We start from the raw sequence: 18,649 nt of genomic DNA, 5'->3' as shown, positions 1-18,649 counted from the left end.
ACAATAATTTTAAACAGATGATGAAAGTATTTTTGCAAAAAGATTTAAGAGATTGTGGTCTAGCGGTTTTACAGTCAATTTATCATCATTTCTATGATAAAAAAATATCAATAAACACTTTAAAAACAAAGGCTTTTTACTCACATGATGGGATAAATATTGCAAACTTAGAACGTTTAGCGAAAGATTTTGGCATAATTCTTGAATCATATGGAGGCGTATTTGATAATTTAAAAACTTTAAATCTCGACAAACCAACAATTATTTTAATTAAAACAGGTGATTTAAACCATTATGTTTTGTTAACAAAAATCACAAAAAGAAGATTTGAAATTATTGATCCTTTAAAAGGCAGAATGAAAATTAGTGTGTTAGTAATGGAGAAAATTTTTCAAAATGTTGTGATTTTTGCACAAAAAGATTTTGAGTATAAAAACTCAAAAAGAAAGGATAAGTATTGAAATAATTGGTGATTTTTTCTTGAGGCTAAAAGTAATTGGTATTTGCTTTTCCTATTTTTTGTTACAGCAGTTAGTAATTTTATTTCCTCTTTATTTATGAAAACAGTTATTGACAAAGTTTTGCCTCAGAGTGAAATTTCATTGTTGCTAAAAGTTTGTATTTTTTTTGTTTGAGTTGCTTTTTGACGTATTTTACAGGATATTTTTAAAAAAACTTACATCTATAAAATTGAGCTTAAAATTGAAAAAGAAATTTTTGACCGTTTTTTTGGCGCATTAAAAACGGGAGAAAATTTTCAACTTTTAAAATTAGACAACCATGATTATATTCGAAGAATTAACTTAATTCCTAGTTTTGCTAGTTTTTCTGCCAGTTTTTATTATCATATTTTTAACGAATTAGTTACTTTTTTAATTTCATTTTGCATTCTTATATGAATTGATGTTAAAATTTTTGGTTTAATTATCGCAATTAGTATTGTTTATTTTCTTGTTAGCATATTTGTCCGTAAAAATATTACAAAAAATCACCGTTTTTTAATGGAAGATCAGTTGAATAGTCTTACAAGCACTAATGATTTGATTTTTTCAATTGAAAATTTAAAACGTGATGATGTTTATAAAAATTTAAAACGACAATTTGATGAAAAATATTATCGTTTCAAAAATACTGAATTTAATATTTGAAAAAAAGAAAATTATTTGTCGAGTTTTAATAATTTTATTTTCACAATTGCGCCAATTTTAATTGTATTTGTTTCATCTTTCTGAGTTTTTGATAAAAAATTATCAATTGGCGAGCTTTTACTTTTTTTAAGTTTTTTTAGCTTTTTTATTACCCCGCTTTCTTCTTTTGTTGATATTGTTACTAATTTGCCGATATTTTTAAGAGAATTAGAACTACTAAATTTTGTTTTAAATATTGATAAGGAATCTAAAGGTGAATACCACCAAAAAATTTCTGATATTAAATTAAAAAACTTAAGCGTAAGTTATTATAAAAACAAGGCACTTTTTTACATTGATAAAATGCACATTAACAGAAATTTGCGCATAATTGGGAAAAACGGTAGTGGAAAGTCCACTTTTTTAAGACTTTTAAATCAAGATATTGTCTATAATGGCGAGTTTTTAATTAATAACCTTGATTTAAAATACTATGATCAAAACGAATTAAGGAAAAGAATTTGTTATATAAAATCTCAGAATTATTTTCCAAGTATTTCTGTTCTTTCATTTATTACAAATGAAAATCCGGAGAAAATACAGAATTTAGTAAATAATTTTCAGCGTTTTGATATTCAGGAGATGCTTTATGAATGACAAGTTTCTCTTGATGCAAAATTTGTTAATAGTGGCTCGAATTTTTCAAGCGGACAAAAACAAATAATTGCGCTTTTACAATTATTAACACAAGATTTTGATTTAATTTTACTAGATGAAGCCTTTGAAAATATTGACGAAAAAAACTTTGAATTTCTTAAAAAAGTAATTACAAATTATCAAAAAAATGCTATTTTCATCGAAATTTCTCACTCAAAAAGATTTATAAACGAGGAAGGAGATATTCTTGATATCAAAAATATATCAAAACAGTAAAATTTCACTATTAATTAGTATAATTTTATTAATCGCAATGGTAGTTAGTATTTATTATTTTTTTCAAATAAAAACCTATAAAACAGTTAATTTTATTCTTGAAATTGATGATAAACAAAAAACTTTTGCTAGAATAAATTCAGATATTTATTATTCATTAAATAAAGATTCTTTTGCTCAATTTCAATTCCAGAACAAAAACATTAGACTTGAACTTGTGAAAATAACAAATATAAAACAAGACGAATTTATTATTGAATTCACAAAATCACTTTTGTTAAAACCAAAAACACAAATTCCAGCCGTTCTTTTTCTTAAACACAATGGAAATTTTCTTGATCTTTTTATAAAATAAAGTAAAATTATGCTAAATGAAAGCGACAATTAATTTTCTTAATCAAAGCAGGGTTAAGTTTGAATATTTGAATTTGTTCAGAAAAGTTTTTAAATATTTAATCGAAAAAGAAAAGATGTCAGGGGAAATTAATTTAGATTTAATGTTAGTAACTGAAGGCAAAGCAAAAAAACTCGCACTTGAATTCAAAAAGCAGGACTATATTCCCGATGTTTTGTCTTTTTCAAGCAATTTGCTTATAAGAGAAAGCGAGTTAAATTTGCATTTTTTAGGCGAAATTTTTATGACTCCAGCAAAAATACTAAAACAAGCAAATGAATATGGCCATTCAGAAATGCGTGAGTTTTCTTACCTTTTCGTTCATAGTATTTATCATTTGCTTGGTTTTGACCATCAAAACAGTTATACAAACAAACAAATGCACGAAAAAGTTGAAGATATTTTAAAAAACTTGGGGATTTCTCGATAATGAAAGATATTTTTTCAAAATTAGTTAAATTAAGCAAAAATGCTTACTGTCCTTATTCAAATTTTGCAGTTGCTGCTATTTTAGTGACTGATTTTGGTGAGTTATTTCAAGGCGTAAATGTCGAAAATGCTGTTTTTCCGGCTGGAATTTGTGCTGAAAGGGTTGCGATATTTCAGGCAATTGCTAATGGTATTAATCCAAAAAATTTTAAGGAAATTCACATCTACAGTCCAAAAGCTGATAAATTTATTGTTCCCTGTGGACAATGTTTGCAAGTTTGTGCTGAATTTTTTTCAGAAAGCGTTAGCATTTTCCTTTACAATTCAAAGTCTGGATTTGTTAAAAAAGAGCTAGGTAAACTTTTGCCTTCCCAATTTAATAAGGATTTCTTATAATAATTTTATGGGAAATGAAAAAACTTGCTTTGTTGCCGTAGTTGGCTTGCCAAATGTTGGCAAATCTTCGCTTATAAATTCGATTGTTCAGTTTCCTGTTTCTATTGTAAGTCTAAAATCCCAAACTACTCGTGATGCTATCAATGCAATTTATAATAAAGAAAATCTCCAAATTTTGTTTGTTGATACTCCGGGTTTTCACGCCCGGATTAATAATTTAAGTAATTCATTGAATTTAGCAATTAATACAACTCTCGAAGGAATAGATCTTGTGCTTTTTTTACATCCGATTAATAAAAAAATTGATCAAATGACAAAAAATTTGGCAAAAAAAATTTCTAAAAGTGTGAACAAAATTGCGATAATAACTAAGATTGATTTAGAAAATGAGGAATTAAATTTCGAAACACAGAAAAAAAATTTCCAAGATCTTAATTTTGAAAAAATTTTACCTTTTTCAACTAATTTAAAAGAATTACGATCTAAATTATTGGTAGAAATTGAAAAATATGCGTACCTGTCAAATCACTTTTTCAATAATTTAGATGTTACCGATCAAAGTTCACGTTTTTTTGCAAAAGAAATTATTAGAAAACAAATACTTTTAAATTTAGAAGATGAAATTCCTCACCAAAGCGCTGTTGTAATTGATAATTTTGATGAATCTGATAGTCGCTTTGTAAAAATAGAAGCAACAATTTATGTCGGTAAAAAATCGCATTTGCCTATCATTGTTGGTAAAGAAGGTTCAGTTCTTGGAAAAATCGGTATGGATGCGCGCAAAGAACTTGAAGAAATTTTTGAAAAAAAAGTAGTTCTAAAAAATCGGGTGTCTGTAGCAAAAAAATGATTCAATAATCCACAAATGATTAAAAAATTTGGATATTAAACAAAAAATGTATTTAATTATAAATAAATGCTGAAAACAAAAATATTTATAAAATTTTCATTTTTTTGAGAATGCGAGTTTTAATGATTTTATATTGCTAATTTGTTTTTATTTTTTATAAATAATAAATACAAATATTATTTAATTTAATTTAGTTATTAGAAATTTATAAAGAAAATAAAAATAATAGTAAATAATTATAATTGATGTTTAATACAGTACAATTAAAAAATAAATGGCAATAATTTAATATTGAAAAAAATTTAAAAAATTTACTAAAAGTTATAAAAATATGAAAAAATTTTCAACGTAAATTATTTTAATAAAATAAACATAAAAATAAATAAAAAAAAGGTTCAAAAACCTAAACTTTAATAAATAATTTAAGGCAGAAATTTTTGATTGGTAACTAAGAAATAATAATTAAAATATATTTTTAAAAACAAATTAAACTATAAATTTTTTCATGTTTTTAAAATTATTGTAAGAAAAAGACCTTTAAAAAAATGGATGAAAAAGTTATAAAAGGAATTATTGTTGAGCGATTTGAATTTCGCGATTTTGATTTAATTGTTAAATTAGCAACAAATTTTGGAATAATAAATATGCTTGCACACGGTGTTAGAAAAATGACTAGCAAAAATATTTATATATTAAATCCCGGTTGTTTAGGTGAATTTGAAATTTTTTTAGATAAAAATCCTAATAAATTATCCAAATTAAAAAAGGGTGAATGTTTTTTTAATTTGGATTTAAGTAATCAAAATATTTATAATTTTTGAAAATTAGTTTCGCAAATTACGTTAGAAACTAATTTCGTGTCTAAAATTTTTCTAATTTTAGAACAATCATTAACTAAAATTAATTCTAAAAATGCTGAGTCGATTAGAGTTTATACGATAATTAACTGAATTAAATTTAATGGGTGAATCGCAAATTTAACAAGTTGCTGAATTTGCAAAAGCAAACAAAGATTAGCCAATTTTGATTTTTATAGTGGTATGGAGTGGGCTAACCACCGTACATTTAGGTCTTTTATTAAATTTAGTAGAAAAGAATTAGAAATTTTTTACTGAGCCAATTTTGATATAGCATTATTTTTAGAAAAAGTTGACTCCCATTATATTTATTCGTTCTTGAAGTATTAAAATTATTTTTAGAACAAAATTCATACATTTTTTATAAGTTTTTGGTATAATTCTAAAATAATTTATGATTAGAGTTATTTCTGGAAATTATCGTGGGGCAGTTATTAAAAATCCTGAATTTTCAGTAGTTCGTCCAATGTCTAATCGATGTCGTGAGGCAATTTTTTCGTGTTTACAATTTGAAATTCCTGATTCTAATGTTCTGGATTTATTCGCCGGAACAGGAGCAATCGGTTTTGAAGCTAGTTCACGTGGTGCTAAAAAAGTTATAGCAACTGAATTAAACCAAAAAGCATATCAAAATATAGTTGATTTTTGTAAAAAGTATAATATTAAAAATTATCAAGTATTCAACAAAAACGCAATTTTTTTATTAAGCGATCTTAAAGGTCAAAAGTTTAATTTTATTTTCGTAGATCCGCCACATATCGAAGAAGAAATTGCCAAAAAGTGCCTTTTAAAAATAGCAAAGAATAACTTGTTAGCAAAAAATGGATTTATAATTTATAAAACTAATTTGGGCACTAAGTTAATTCCTGATGTTTTTTCAGTTGTTAGAACAAAAAAATATGGCAAAAATACTGTTTTTTTTCTGAAACTTTATAGCAAAGGCAAAAATGAGTAAGTTAATAATTTTATCTGGGCCTTCGGGAGTAGGAAAAGGAACAATAGAGGCTCTTTTGTTAAAAAATAAACATTTATTAATAAAACTTGCAATTTCTGCTACAACTCGAAAAAAGCGAAAAAATGAAATTGATGGGGTTAATTACTTTTTTTTAACGGAACAAATGTTTAAAAAAAAAATAGAAAATGAGGAATTTATTGAGTGAAGTCGTCATTTTAATAATTATTATGGAACTTTAAAATCCCAAATTGAATTTATTAAAAGTCAAAATTATATTCCTTTACTTGAAATTGATACAACAGGAGCAAAAAACATAATTGAAAGTTATCAAAAAAAAGGTAAATTATCTGAACTTTTAACGATTTTTATTCTCCCGCCATCACTTGAAGTTCTTAAAAATCGAATTGAAAAGCGACTAACAGAAACATATGTGCAAATAAATCAACGACTAGAAAAAGCTAAATCAGAGATTAAAATCAAAAATTTGTTCCAATTCCAAGTTGTTAACGATAATTTGGAGCAATGTGTTAATGAATTAGAAAAAATTATAAGTAAAGTGGTTGAAAAATCCTAGATGAAAGGGCAAATTGTTAGAATTATTGCAGGTTTTTATGATGTTATTGACCTAAAAAGTCAAAAATTATATCCACTTTTAAGAGGTAGTGGCTTTCTTCGACAAAATGAAAATTCACCTTTAGTTGGTGATTTTGTTGATTTTAAGGCCGAAGGATTTATTAATAAAATTTATGAAAGAAAAAATCAACTAATCCGACCTAAAGTAGCAAACATTGATCAAGCCTTAGTTTTTGTTTCAATAAAAAAACCTGATTTTTCTAGTTTATTACTTGACAGATTTTTATTGATAATTGAATCAAAAAATATCACTCCCATTTTAATAATCACTAAAATCGACTTAGATTCTAATTTTGAAAGCTGATTAGTCGATTATCAAAAAATGAATTATACAATTTTTTTTATAAACAACAAAAATACTGATATTCCTAATGAATTAAAACAAAAATTACGAGAAAAACTTAACTTTGTCATTGGCCAAACAGGCGTTGGGAAAACTAGTTTCATTAATAATTTATTAAAAGAAAACCTAGAAATACAAGAAATTTCGCAATCATTGAATCGTGGAAAGCACACGACAAGGGTTGTCCAAATTTTCGAAAAAGATAATTTTCGAATAATTGATACACCAGGTTTTTCATCTTTCTCGCACAAGGAAATAGGAAAAGTTCAAATCCGTAATTCATTTAAAATATTTCAAGAATTTGCGATAAATTGTAAATTTAGAACCTGCTTCCATTTTCAAGAAAACCTAGAAATATGCGGGATTAAAAAAGCGGTAAAAGAAGGAAAAATACCAGAAACTCGTTATAAAAATTATTGCTATTTTTTAGGAAAATATGAAAAAAAAAATTATTAGCCCTTCACTTTTGAATGTAAAAAAATCAAATCGTTTAAAATTAACGAGAGTTTTTTTAAATCTTGGTATAAAATGGTTTCATTTTGATTTTATGGATGGTAAGTTTGTTGAAAATACAGCAATTTCCATTTCAGAAATTAAAAATATCGTGAAAAAGACGAAAAATTTTGTATCCGATGTTCATCTAATGTCTTCTTGCCCTGAAAAACAAATTAAGGAATTAATTGGTTATGTAGATTATGTAACAATTCATTTCGAAAGCATAAATTATAACGAAATTAAAAGCATAATTGCAAAATATTCTCAAAAAATTAAGATTGGGATTGCAATAAAACCAGAAACAACAATAGAAAAAATTTATAATTTATTACCAGATATTAGCCTTGTTTTAGTAATGGCAGTCGAACCAGGAAAAGGAGGCCAAACCTTCATTGAAAAAACCTATGAAAAAATTAATAACTTATCTTGAATAATTAAAGAAAAAAACTATTCAATCATTATTCAGGTTGATGGTGGTATCAAAGATTTTAATTCGAATAAAGTTTTTGCTTCTGGTGCTGATGTGATTGTCGTAGGAACATTTTTGGCGAAAAAACCAACAAAATTAAAAATTCAAAGATTACTTAAATAAAAAACCTAAATTTATAAATTTTTTATTAATAAATTTAGGTTTTTCTAATTAAATTTGCTAAAGCAAATCACAACAATTTATAGATAAATTTTGAAATTTAACTATAAATTTATAGTATTTCTGTCAATCTTAAATTATCTGCAAATTCTAAAACACTCCAATTTAGAAGTGAATGAGAAACAGCAGATGTAGTTGGTGATGTTGTGCTAGGTATTTTCTTCAAAGCTTCTGAGATTTCTTTTATTTGCTTTATAATATCATCTAATTTAGTCTGTATGTTTTTTACAGAGTCAAGTTGAGTTTTAAATGAATCAAGATCAAAATTTGTAAATTTATCAACTCCTTCCTGAAATTTTTTTATTTGACTAGAATCCAGTTTAGCAATGGCTTCTTGAATTTCGCTGATTGTTGTTTTAATTTTATCGATTTTAAAATTTTCGATTTGATTTTTAAATAAAAAGTATAAAGTTGCAATTATAATCGCAAATAAAAGAATATTTCCGATTATAACAGCTACAATTGTTGAAAAAAAACGAGAAACTCTGGACACTAAAACCTCCTTATTTTTATTAGCTTTATAGTTTCATGAAAAAATATAAGGAAACACTAAAACTAAAATCCGTAAATAAACGTTTAACTCATCAAATTTTGATTAAATTTCCAGTTAATTTGTCTTTTCTTTTGTTAGTTTTTCCGTATTTTTTTTAGGCTTATTTTCTTTACGTTTTAATTCCTTTTCTTCAGTATTATATTCAATTAACTTATCAATAACTTTTTTATTTGTAATGTTAATCTGAATTTCGCTATGAGGGATGGTTTCGTTTAATTCTTGAACTGATTTGCCTGTAAACTTTGCTAATTTTTCAATTTGTTCATCATAGTCTTGCTGTGTTGGTACAAGTCCTTCTAATTTTGCAATTTCAGCAAAAATAAAAGAATTTTTTAACAATTTTCTTGCTTCAGCTTCTAATTGATCATCAATATCTTTTTCAGTGAATTTAGTAATTCTGCAATATTCTTCAAGGGTAAAACCCTGTTGGGTTAGTGTTGAATTAAAAGTTTCGCTGAGTCTGTTAATTTCAGTAGTAATTAATTTTCTAGAAAGTGGGATTTCAACTTGGTTAACAATTTCAGCAAGCGCGTTTTTTTGAAAATCAATTCTTGTTCTTTCAATATTTTCGCGTTGCGTAAGATCTTTTAGGTAAACTTCTAACTGACTAATTGTTTCTACATCTCTAATTTTTAAGGAAGCAACAAAATCATTTGTTAATTTAGCTGGCTGGTTTTCTTTGATTTTATTAATTTTAACTCGAAAACGCGCTTGTTTGTTTGCATAAGCAGGTACGTGGTAATCTTTTGGAAAAGTTACATTAATATCGGTTTCTTCTTTAATTTTAAGACCGATTAGCTGTTCTTCAAAACCGCTAATAAAACTGTTAGAACCGATGCGTAGTTCGAAATTTTCGGCTTCACCGCCTTCAAAAGGTTCATCATCAATAAAGCCTTTAAAATCAAAATGAATAACATCCCCCGCTTTTGCTGGGCGCTTTACATCAACAAATTTTCCTTTTGTTTCCAAAAGTTTCTGTTTTTGCTTTTCTATATCTTCGTTTGTAATTTTCTTAATGATGAATTTCGTTTTAAGATTTTTATAGTCGGGAAGTTTAATTTCTGGATAAACTGGATATAAAAACTCTATTTCTAAATTATTTTTATCCATGTTTACAATATTAAAAACCGGCGATTCAATAACATTGTCGCTATCAATTACACTAGTAAATGCTTGCTTTTCAAGTTCAGGAAGGAACATTCTGAGCGCAAGTTGAAAAATTGCTTGGGAATTTAAATACGGCCTTGCTTTTTCCAAAGGAACTTTTCCTTTACGAAAACCACGTAAAGACACTTTTGCTGCTTGCCTTTGTTCAGCTTTGTCATAAAATTCAGCTCATTTTTTTGGGTCAGCGCTTAGTTTTATTTTAAGTTCAGCGCTTTTAGGCAAAAATTCACGTGTTACCATTAAACATTAATCCTTAATTTAAATTTGGTTAATTTTTTAAAATCTTTCAATTCTTGAATCTAAGTCTCTAAGTCTAAATAAAATAAATATAATTATATTTTAAATTAAATTAAATTAATCCTAAATAGTCTAAAATTCAAAAAACAATAAAAACAGCTATATTTTATCATGTTTTTCTTTTTTAATTGTAAAAAATAGTCTTAATTGCAAAAAATAATTCAAAATTATTTTTTTACAACTTAGTTTATTGTTTATAATCGTGTTGTAAAGATTAGATTTTGATAGTATTTGGTTTAATCTCATTTATTTTTTCGGAGGCAAAACGAACACAATTTTTAATTATTTTAGAACGCTCGCCTTCAAATCGCATTTTTCAAACTTTTTCATTAAGGGCAATAAAAACTTGGCCCAATTCTCCGTCTTGAATTCCTGGTCCGGCATTTCCGGTTAGGCTAATTACGTATTTAGTCTGGAAAAAATTCAAACCAAATTCAGCCATTTTTAGAGCTGTTTTTGCATTAACTACTCCATTTTTTGTTTCAATTCCAAGCTTTTCTTTGATTTCGTTTTGATAACAAATAATCCCCCCTGCAAAAAATTGGCTTGCTCCTTCTGTTTTTACAATTTCAGCAGCAAGCGCGCCACCAGTTAGTGATTCAACAGTTGCAATACTAAAAGGTTTTTGTTCAAAAAGTCAATCTTTTTTGCTAAATTTGTAACTTTTTAGACAAAAATTACATTTAAATTCAATTTTTTGAAAATTTTTAACTAAATCGTCTACCTCATTTTCATTAAGTAATTTTAAATTATGAACAATATTTTTGGTTTGGCAACCACAATAATAATTCCAATTTTGTTTCTCAATTAATTCAAAATTTTTAAAAAATTCTATAAAATCAGTCATTTTTTCATCTTTTAATCATTTTTGTATTTCGGCTATTTCGTTTTCGGAATGGTTTGGCAAAAGTTGTATAATTAGCGATTGTGCTTTTATAATTTTTAAATTTGGACCAAATTTAATTAAATTTTTTACCACGGATTTTGTTTGTTGGGATTGATGAAAATAAAAAGCTAAGTCACTGACAAAATCACCAACTTGTAGTGAAACCTGACCAGAATAGTCATTTTTCTGCCCAAATCTGTTAATTTGTAAAAAACCAGATTTACCAACAAAGGAACTTATTAATTGGTTAATATTGTATTTAAAAAAATATTCTTTAGGAATTTCAAGTTGTTTTGCATCAAAACTTACCTTAATTTGTCCATTTTTATTAGTTTCAACAATCAGCGAATCTAAATTTTCTGAAGAAATTTTAACAGAAAATCCGCCTTTATTTTCTTTTATTAAACGCGAAAGAGGTCCAAAAACATTAATTGCACCTGCTAGAATTAAACTGTTAATATTATTAAGTTTGTGAATTTTAATAGATTTATTTATAATTTTTGTCATTTCAGAGGCAATTATTAAAACATTTTTATATAGATAAATTTTTGACTGTGATTCCATTATTTCTTAAATTTCCCTAAATAGATTTAGTCCATTTTTCTCAAAGATTTTTCCATTCTTCTTCATTTTCGCAGGATAAATATTCTAAAATTTGCGCATCAATGACAGCGCTAAATTTTGGCGAAGTTCCTAATTTAGTGTGATAATCATACCATTCTTTAATTTTTGTAATATCATCAAGAACTTGTTGACTGTTAACATTAAAACTATAAGCTTTTATATGGCGGTTTTCGATTGGAAAATTACTAGGATCAATATAGTCTAGATCCTCAAGAAATGTTGCAACAATTGCAAACTTATCTGCTTTTTTTAAAAAAGAGTATAATTGTGCTTGTTTTATGTATTTTTGTGGTAAGTTTTCACCTTTTTTACCTCATTTTTGTAAATTTTTCACTCCTGTTGTTTTAATTTCAATTATTGTATTAGTTTTAGCTATAAACCCATCGGGAACTCCGCCGATTACGGAGTCTTCTTTAAAATAGTCGTAATTAAATTTTTCAGCTGGAAAGGTTTCAATTTCCATTTTTAATTTTTCAGAAATCGCCTTAATTACAAGTGGTTCAATCGCAATTCCGGCATCAATATATTTTCTGTCCAAAATTGGCATGTCAAGTTTCGAGATTTTAACAAATGCACGAAAAGGTGAACTGAAATTATCAAGTCCTAAAACTTCGCCAATTAAAGTACCACCGATTTTTTTAAATCCGGTTTTAAACCCGAATTCTTTATTAAGTAATTTTGTATGAAAGGATTTTTCTAAAATTAGAACCTGTTTTTCATAGTCAATAAAATAATCTTTTTTGTGATAAAATTTTCTTTCAGTATACATTCTATACTCCTTAAAGCCAAGGTTGAAGCGAAACTAGAGCAATTATAATTCCAATAATTACTAGTAAAAATATATTTGTTTGTCGCAAATAGGAGATGAAAACTATTATAGTTCAAAAAAAGGCGAAAAAAATAAAAATTCAAAATCTTCAGCCTTGAAGAAATTCATCACTTTGTTTTGCAAGAAAATAGCCTTTGCTAGAATTGAAACTATAATTTACTAGAATTAAATTTGTAAATAATTGAAAAGCGAGCGCTAGAATAATTCCTATAATTACCGGTTGAAAAATTTTTATTAAATTTGTTCAAAAAATATTATTTTTTATAGCAGTTTTCTTAGCAATTTTTAATCAAAAAATCACTAAGAAAACTGCTGGCAAAATAAAAATAATTAGAAAAATAAAAGATAAAACTAAACCAAAAATTCCATAATCTCCAATTAAAAAACCAGTAACAGCTGCTAATTTAAGAGATAAAACTCCCGGGGTTGAATTTGCTACTGTAAAAATTTCATTAATTTGCTCCTGACTAATTTTAAGACCTAATTTCCCCAGTTGCTCTCAAAATCAACTAAAAACAGGCATAAAAACTTGGCCACCACCAAAAACCAGCAAACTAATTAAAATTAGTCCTATCACTGTCGCGCTAATTAGTATTATCATTTTTTCTTTTCCATTTTTTTATTAAAAATCAGCACAAATATATAAAAATAACAGCAAAAAGTGGTATAAGGGATAAATTATAGGGGCTTGGTATAAAAAAACAATATGCAAAACTAGAAATTAGAATGCCAAAATAAACAGCAAAATTTAACGATTTTTTTCCATTTTTTCAATAAATATAAGAAAAACCTAATAAAATACCAATAATTGTTGAAAAAATCGCTAAATTAAAAACAATTAAATACCTTTTTGGAAGAAAACTTGCGCCATAAAGCACCAGCAAAAACAGGAAAATATGAGGGATAATTCCCAAAAATGTAACTAAAACACCAAAGAAAGCGCCCAATTTTTTAATTGCTATTAATGAAATCATTTGAATAACTGAGGGTCCAGGCAGTAAATTTGTTAGAATTAGCCCTTTATCAAAGTCGGATTTTGAAATTCATCCTTTTTTAGTAACGGCTTGACTAAAAATAATTGGCATTAAAGCATTGCCTCCGCCAAAAGAAATTAAGGAAATTTTGATTATAAACCACATAAAGCTAAAAAAATCTTTAATTTTTGTTGTTATAGTTAAATTTAGATGCATAATTTAATTAAATAATATATTATTTTTGAAAATAGGATATAATTATATCTGGTTTAGAGGTGTAGTTCAATGGAAGAACAACGGGCTTCAACCCCGTATGTTGCGGGTTCGACTCCTGTCACCTCTGCCATTTTTATTTTTTCAATTGAAATAAATGGCAAAAAATAGCTTGGGCACAGGCAACATTTAGCGATTCGAAATTTATTGGAATATAAATTTTCTTATCTGAAATCTTGTAAAGTTTTTTTGAAATTCCTTTACTCTCATTCCCAAAAATTATAGCATATGGTTTCTGTGGAATTATCTTAAAATTACTAATATTTTGTGAGTCGCGATCAAGCGATGTTATAAGAATTTCTTGTTTGGGTTTATATGCAAAAAAATCTAAAATATTTTTGAAAAAATAAATATTTATTTTAAAAATAGCACCTTTTGATGCTGAAATTGTCTTAAAATTGTAAAGATCAACCCCTGAATATACAATGTCGAAGCCAAAACTGTAAGAATTTCGAATAATTGTTCCGAAATTGCCTGGGTCCTGAATATTTTCAATAATTATCAACCGTTTTGAATCTAGGAAATAATCTATTTTTGGTTGTTTTTTGAATTTGCAAACAGCAATTGCCTCAGATGGATTTTTATGTTGGGAGATTTTTGCTAGTATTCTGTCTGTAACTAAAATTAAATTAGTTGCAAATTTTTTGTAGATATCAAACTTGGCTTTTGTTGTTATAATTGTTAAAACCAAATTCGAATTAACAGCTAATTCAATTTCTTTAAAGCCTTCAATAATGAATTTATTTCATAAATTGCGATATTTTTTTGTTTTCAATTTAACGACTTCTTTTAAATTTGAATTATTCAAAGAAGTTATTTCTTTAATTTTTATCAAGATAATTTTTTCCTTTTTGTACCTCAAAGTGTGATAGTTTATGAAAATTTCTTTGCCTATGAATTTCGTAGGCAACAATAACAACTGTGTTTGCAAGATTTAGTGATCGAGCATTTGCCACCATCGGAATTCTAAGGCATTTTTCTTTATTTTTTCTCAAAATGTTAATTGGAATTCCTGTGGATTCACGCCCAAAAACGAGAAAGATTTCTTTTTGAACGCTAATTTCATTTCCAAAATCAACATCCGTATATAATTTTTGGCCATAGCGTGTAATAAAAAACAAATTATTTCTGCCGTATTTATTAGAAAATTCATCTCAACTATTATGGATTTCATGGTTTATATCTGATAATAAAATTCCTGCTGCAGGTCTTTTTAAATGCTTTGGTTCCAAATCAAACGCGGTCGGCTTAATGATATGCAATTTAAGATTAGCAACAAAACATGAACGAATTATGTTACCCGTATTGGGACCAATTTCTGGTTGGAATAAAACAATGTTAATCATTTAAGAACTCCAAATTAGTAATATATGTGGCTATTTTCCCACTTTTTTCCATTTTATTATTAACTTTTAGGAAAAGATCATATTCAATTGAAATTAAATTTGCTTTTTTCTCAAATTTTTTTAAGAATGTGCTAACTATTGTTTTTGAATTATTATTAAAAAAAATGTTGTTAATTTCTTTGTTTAGTTCAAAAAATAAAGTATTTTCACCTGAAAATATCGTTAAATTTTCATTGGAAATTTCTAATCTAATCATCTGCTTATTTTCTGGATTTAATGTCTCATAAACTGTTATTTCGGAATTGTCGATTTCTTCTTTTGAAATTGTAATTTGGCTGATAAATTCAACCATTTTCTTATTTTTTCCGTCTAAATTAATGCCTGAAAAAAACTTTACTTTCATTTCAATAGTCTTTTTTCTATCACTTTTTTCCCTAAAAGCCAAATTGTTCTTGCTAACTCAGGGCCAGAATTTGCTCAGGTAGTTGCTAATCTAATCGGAAGTAGCAATTCTTTTCCTTTGATTTGAAGAGATTGTCCAATTTCTTTGATTAAATTATTAATTTTTTTCGCATCTCAATTTTTATAGTCAATTTTTTTCGCAAAAATTTCAATTGGTCTTTGATCAAGGCTCTCTAGAATTTCAATCATTTGCGGTTCCATTTCTTGCTTAGGGTTTTGGAAAAATTCAAAATTTTTATAAAAGTCTACATATTTTATGGTGCTTTTTTGAAAAGTTTCGACAAAAAAACGATTTCAATTACTATCATTAGAAAGTTTTAAATTACTGAGAATTTCATCTGGGCTCATTTTTGAAATATAGGATTTGGAAAATCAATTTAGCTTTTCAACATCAAAATATGAAGGAGCTTTTGAAAGTCTTTTATAATCAAAAGCTTTAATTAGGCTATCATGGTCAAAAAATTCCTGTGAATCAGGGCTTGTTCAGCCCAAGAGAGCTAAAAAATTAAAAAATGCCTCGCTATGATAACCTTGGTTTTTATAATCTTCAACAAATTGTAACAAACTTTTATCTCGTTTTGAGAGTTTTTTGCCGTTTTTGTCAGTGATAATAGTTAAATGCCCAAATTTAGGAATATCTCATTGAAAAGCGTTATAAATTTCAATCTGTTTTGGAGTATTTGAAATATGTTCTTCTCCTCTGAAAATATGGCTTATTTTCATATCAAAATCATCGATAACCACAGCAAAGTTATAAGTTGGAAAACCGTCCGATTTTATGATGACTCAGTCGCTAATTGAGGACCCTTCAAAACAAATATTGCCCCGAACCAGATCGTTTCAGCAATAGTTTTTATTTTTATTCACTTTAAATCTAATGACAAATCGCCTATTTTTATAGCGTTTTTCTTTTTCTTCTTCTGAAATTTTTAGTCAATTCGCATCGTAACGAAAACTAAAAATTCCTTTTTCAATTTGTGATTTTCTTTGTAATCCAAGTTCTTCTTGATTATCAAAAGCATAATAGGCAAATCCTTTTTTTACAAGATTTTCAGCTAATTTCTGATAACGAGTTAATTTTTCTGATTGCCGGTAAGGCCCAAATTCTGTTATTGAACCGGGCTTTTCATCTGGGGTAATACCAAGTCATAAAAGGTTTTCAATTTGTGATTTTTCTCCATTTGCAATATTTCGGAGATTGTCGCTATCTTCAATTCTGAGAATGAAATCGCCGTTATGATGTTTTGCAAACAGGTAATTAAATAATGCGGTTCTAGCTCCGCCTATGTGCAAAAACCCGGTTGGTGAGGGAGCGTAGCGAGTTCTTATTTTCATTTAAATTCCTTTCAAAAAAACTATGAAATCTTTGTTTTTTTGCTATTTTTTTGTCAATAAGCAAATCTTGGTTTTCCATTTATATCATTTTCAATGATAAAATTTGGATAGTTTTTTTTAAAAAAATTCACACTTTGATAGTCAATCTCAAAAAAAACTCACCCATTTTCAGCTAAAAAATTGTTAATATTTTTCATAATTTTTTCATAAAATGAAAAAGATTCAGGTTCAGAAAACAAAGCATTTTTTGGTTCAAAATCCAAAACGGAATTATCGAGTTTTTCAACTTTTAAATATGGCGGATTTGAAACTATTATATTAAATTTTTGTTTTTTAATATTCTTAAAAAGATCAGATTTTATAATATTAAGTTTCACATTGTTGTATTTTGCATTTAATTTTGTTTGCAAAATTGCATCATCATTTATATCGCTTAGAGTTAGTTTTGCATCAATAAATTTCGCAAGCGCAATTCCGATAAAGCCTGACCCGCAGCACAAATCAAGGACTAAATCACCTTTTTTTATTATCTTTTTAACCCTTAAAATTAACTCCTGCGTTTCATAGCGCGGAATGAAAACTTTTTGGTCAAGGAAAATTCTTACATTTTCCATCTCGATAAAGCCAATAATTTTTTGGACTGGATAGCCTAATTCTAATTTCAAGTTTTCCAATTTTGTTATCTCTAATGGCAAATTATAGCGTTGTTTTTCCTTTAGAAGTTCCAATTTTCGTTTAGTTGTCGCCATAATTTTGTAAAATTAATTCTGCTTTTTCTTGCGTTAGCAAAGCTTCAATTATTGGGTTTAGATTACCTTGAATTACTGATTTTAATGAACAAGAGAAACTGATTCGATGATCTGTTATTCGGTCTTGAGGGTAATTGTATGTTCTAATTTTTTCCGAACGAGCGCCAGAACCGGCTAATTTGCGAAAATCAGATTGTTTTTGTTGCTGTTTTTGCAGTTCAAGATTGTAAATTTTTGCCTTTAAAATTCCCATAGCAATTTCTTTATTACCAATTTGCGATCTTTCGTCTTGTGAGGTTACAACAATACCGGTAGGAATGTGTGTAATTCGAACTGCCGAGTCCGTTGTATTAACAGATTGTCCACCGGCACCTGAAGAACGATAAGTATCGATTTTTAAATCAGATGGATTAATTTCGACCTGAATTTTTTCATCAATTTTTGGCATTACTGTGACTGTTACAGTTGAGGTATGAATTCTTCCCATTGTTTCGGTTTCTGGAACTCGCTGCACTCGGTGAACGCCTGATTCAAATTTAAGTTTAGAATAAATCATTTTTCCGGAAATTTGAAAAATAATTTGTGTAAAACCTCCAGCAATTGCAAGCGATGAGCTTAAAATTTTCACTTTTGCTTTTTGCGAATCAGCTCATTTTTGATACATTCGAAAAAGATCACCAACAAAAATGTTAGCCTCATTACCACCTGCGGCCCCACGAATTTCGACAATTACATCGTTTTCATCGTTTTCATCGTTTGGCAGCATTAAAATTAGCAACTCTTTTTTGTATTCCTCAATTTTCTTAGTTGTACTTATGATTTCAGCTTTTGCAAGCTGGATTAATTCAGTGTCTTTTTCTTGAATTTGCATTGTTTTTGCATCTTCTAAAGTTTTTTGCTCAATAAGTAATTTGTTAAATATGCTAACAATTTCTGTAATACTTGCAATTTCTCTTGAAATTTGTAAGTATTTTTTTTGGTCAGCAAGAATTTCATCTTTTTCTAAAAGTGCTGTTAAATCTTGATATTTTTGATGAATTTTCATCAAAGTAGCAAACATTTTCTTTTCCATAATTTTATAAAAAACATTTAG

General features: G+C 27.1%; 22 protein-coding genes and 1 tRNA gene. 11 read left to right on the top strand and 12 right to left on the bottom strand.

Translation table 4 applies throughout. The features are described from left to right. Positions 1–20: 20 nt before the first annotated feature. The 10 genes from MYF_RS02185 to MYF_RS02140 all read left to right on the top strand — a co-directional run bounded on the left by MYF_RS02185 (position 21) and on the right by MYF_RS02140 (position 8,004). Positions 21–2,060 carry an Mbov_0121 family peptidase domain-containing ABC transporter gene (locus MYF_RS02185; RefSeq protein WP_039387645.1) on the top strand — a complete coding sequence of 680 codons (2,040 nt, stop codon included), beginning with the start codon at positions 21–23 and terminating at the stop codon, positions 2,058–2,060. Further along, a complete protein-coding gene (locus MYF_RS02180) occupies positions 2,032–2,415 on the top strand; it encodes an MAG1140 family protein (protein ID WP_039387644.1) in 384 nt (127 codons plus the stop codon). Before MYF_RS02185 ends, MYF_RS02180 begins: the two co-directional genes overlap by 29 nt. 16 nt (positions 2,416–2,431) lie before the next feature. Beyond that, positions 2,432–2,884, top strand: a complete 453-nt coding sequence (ybeY, locus tag MYF_RS02175) for an rRNA maturation RNase YbeY (protein ID WP_002557803.1) — start codon at positions 2,432–2,434, stop codon at positions 2,882–2,884. Next, positions 2,884–3,279 (top strand): cytidine deaminase, encoded by a 396-nt coding sequence (gene cdd, locus MYF_RS02170; RefSeq protein ID WP_002557802.1) that lies wholly within the window; start codon positions 2,884–2,886, stop codon positions 3,277–3,279. The genes ybeY and cdd overlap by 1 nt, the downstream gene beginning before the upstream one ends. Before the next feature lie 7 nt (positions 3,280–3,286). Next, positions 3,287–4,168, top strand: a complete 882-nt coding sequence (era, locus tag MYF_RS02165; protein ID WP_002557801.1) for a GTPase Era — start codon at positions 3,287–3,289, stop codon at positions 4,166–4,168. 506 nt (positions 4,169–4,674) lie between these two features. After that, positions 4,675–5,316 (top strand): DNA repair protein RecO, encoded by a 642-nt coding sequence (recO, locus tag MYF_RS02160; protein WP_002557800.1) that lies wholly within the window; start codon positions 4,675–4,677, stop codon positions 5,314–5,316. A 64-nt stretch (positions 5,317–5,380) separates the two neighbouring features. Further along, entirely contained in the window at positions 5,381–5,941 is a 561-nt protein-coding gene (gene rsmD / locus MYF_RS02155) for a 16S rRNA (guanine(966)-N(2))-methyltransferase RsmD (RefSeq protein ID WP_002557799.1), read from the top strand. After that, positions 5,934–6,515: a guanylate kinase gene (gmk, locus tag MYF_RS02150; protein ID WP_002557798.1), complete on the top strand. Its 582-nt coding sequence runs from the start codon at positions 5,934–5,936 to the stop codon at positions 6,513–6,515. The genes rsmD and gmk overlap by 8 nt, the downstream gene beginning before the upstream one ends. Then, positions 6,516–7,373, top strand: coding sequence for a ribosome small subunit-dependent GTPase A (gene rsgA, locus MYF_RS02145; RefSeq protein WP_002557797.1), 858 nt, complete (start codon positions 6,516–6,518; stop codon positions 7,371–7,373). Beyond that, positions 7,354–8,004, top strand: a complete 651-nt coding sequence (locus MYF_RS02140) for a ribulose-phosphate 3-epimerase (protein ID WP_002557796.1) — start codon at positions 7,354–7,356, stop codon at positions 8,002–8,004. Before rsgA ends, MYF_RS02140 begins: the two co-directional genes overlap by 20 nt. Before the next feature lie 109 nt (positions 8,005–8,113). Here the strand turns inward: MYF_RS02140 and MYF_RS02135 are convergent, their stop codons facing one another. The 6 genes from MYF_RS02135 to MYF_RS02110 form a co-directional block, all read right to left on the bottom strand. Next, a complete protein-coding gene (locus MYF_RS02135) occupies positions 8,114–8,554 on the bottom strand; it encodes a hypothetical protein (RefSeq protein ID WP_039387641.1) in 441 nt (146 codons plus the stop codon). 114 nt (positions 8,555–8,668) lie between these two features. After that, positions 8,669–10,021, bottom strand: coding sequence for a trigger factor (tig, locus tag MYF_RS02130; protein ID WP_002557794.1), 1,353 nt, complete (start codon positions 10,019–10,021; stop codon positions 8,669–8,671). 271 nt (positions 10,022–10,292) lie between these two features. After that, entirely contained in the window at positions 10,293–11,528 is a 1,236-nt protein-coding gene (locus MYF_RS02125; protein ID WP_002557793.1) for an Hsp33 family molecular chaperone HslO, read from the bottom strand. A gap of 16 nt (positions 11,529–11,544) precedes the next feature. Further along, entirely contained in the window at positions 11,545–12,357 is an 813-nt protein-coding gene (locus MYF_RS02120) for an MAGa7180 family putative nuclease (protein ID WP_002557792.1), read from the bottom strand. Positions 12,358–12,367: 10 nt separating this feature from the next. Beyond that, the gene (locus MYF_RS02115; protein ID WP_002557791.1) at positions 12,368–13,018 is read right to left on the bottom strand and encodes a chromate transporter; all 651 of its coding nucleotides are present in this window, start codon (positions 13,016–13,018) and stop codon (positions 12,368–12,370) included. Then, positions 13,002–13,607 carry a chromate transporter gene (locus MYF_RS02110; RefSeq protein WP_002557790.1) on the bottom strand — a complete coding sequence of 202 codons (606 nt, stop codon included), beginning with the start codon at positions 13,605–13,607 and terminating at the stop codon, positions 13,002–13,004. The genes MYF_RS02115 and MYF_RS02110 overlap by 17 nt, the downstream gene beginning before the upstream one ends. Positions 13,608–13,662: 55 nt before the next feature. Between MYF_RS02110 and MYF_RS02105 the strand changes: the two genes are divergently transcribed. Continuing rightward, positions 13,663–13,737: transfer RNA gene (locus MYF_RS02105), tRNA-Trp, on the top strand. A gap of 3 nt (positions 13,738–13,740) precedes the next feature. Here the strand turns inward: MYF_RS02105 and MYF_RS02100 are convergent. The 6 genes from MYF_RS02100 to prfA are packed head-to-tail and all read right to left on the bottom strand — an operon-like array spanning position 13,741 to position 18,628. Continuing rightward, positions 13,741–14,499, bottom strand: coding sequence for a TrmH family RNA methyltransferase (locus tag MYF_RS02100; protein WP_081605285.1), 759 nt, complete (start codon positions 14,497–14,499; stop codon positions 13,741–13,743). Beyond that, a complete protein-coding gene (locus MYF_RS02095; protein ID WP_039387638.1) occupies positions 14,486–15,010 on the bottom strand; it encodes a tRNA (cytidine(34)-2'-O)-methyltransferase in 525 nt (174 codons plus the stop codon). Before MYF_RS02095 ends, MYF_RS02100 begins: the two co-directional genes overlap by 14 nt. Further along, on the bottom strand, positions 15,003–15,413 hold the full coding sequence (locus tag MYF_RS02090; protein ID WP_039387636.1) for a hypothetical protein: 411 nt from the start codon (positions 15,411–15,413) through the stop codon (positions 15,003–15,005). Before MYF_RS02090 ends, MYF_RS02095 begins: the two co-directional genes overlap by 8 nt. After that, positions 15,404–16,807, bottom strand: a complete 1,404-nt coding sequence (gltX, locus tag MYF_RS02085; protein WP_002557786.1) for a glutamate--tRNA ligase — start codon at positions 16,805–16,807, stop codon at positions 15,404–15,406. The genes MYF_RS02090 and gltX overlap by 10 nt, the downstream gene beginning before the upstream one ends. Positions 16,808–16,827: 20 nt before the next feature. Then, positions 16,828–17,556 (bottom strand): peptide chain release factor N(5)-glutamine methyltransferase, encoded by a 729-nt coding sequence (locus tag MYF_RS02080; RefSeq protein WP_002557785.1) that lies wholly within the window; start codon positions 17,554–17,556, stop codon positions 16,828–16,830. Continuing rightward, on the bottom strand, positions 17,543–18,628 hold the full coding sequence (prfA, locus tag MYF_RS02075) for a peptide chain release factor 1 (RefSeq protein ID WP_002557784.1): 1,086 nt from the start codon (positions 18,626–18,628) through the stop codon (positions 17,543–17,545). Before prfA ends, MYF_RS02080 begins: the two co-directional genes overlap by 14 nt. Between the last annotated feature and the right edge of the window lie 21 nt (positions 18,629–18,649).

Origin of the sequence: Mesomycoplasma flocculare ATCC 27399, from assembly GCF_000815065.1 — a bacterium.
Classification (GTDB): Bacteria; Bacillota_I; Bacilli_A; order Mycoplasmatales; family Metamycoplasmataceae; genus Mesomycoplasma; species Mesomycoplasma flocculare.
This window is presented reverse-complemented; position numbering and strand designations above follow the sequence as displayed.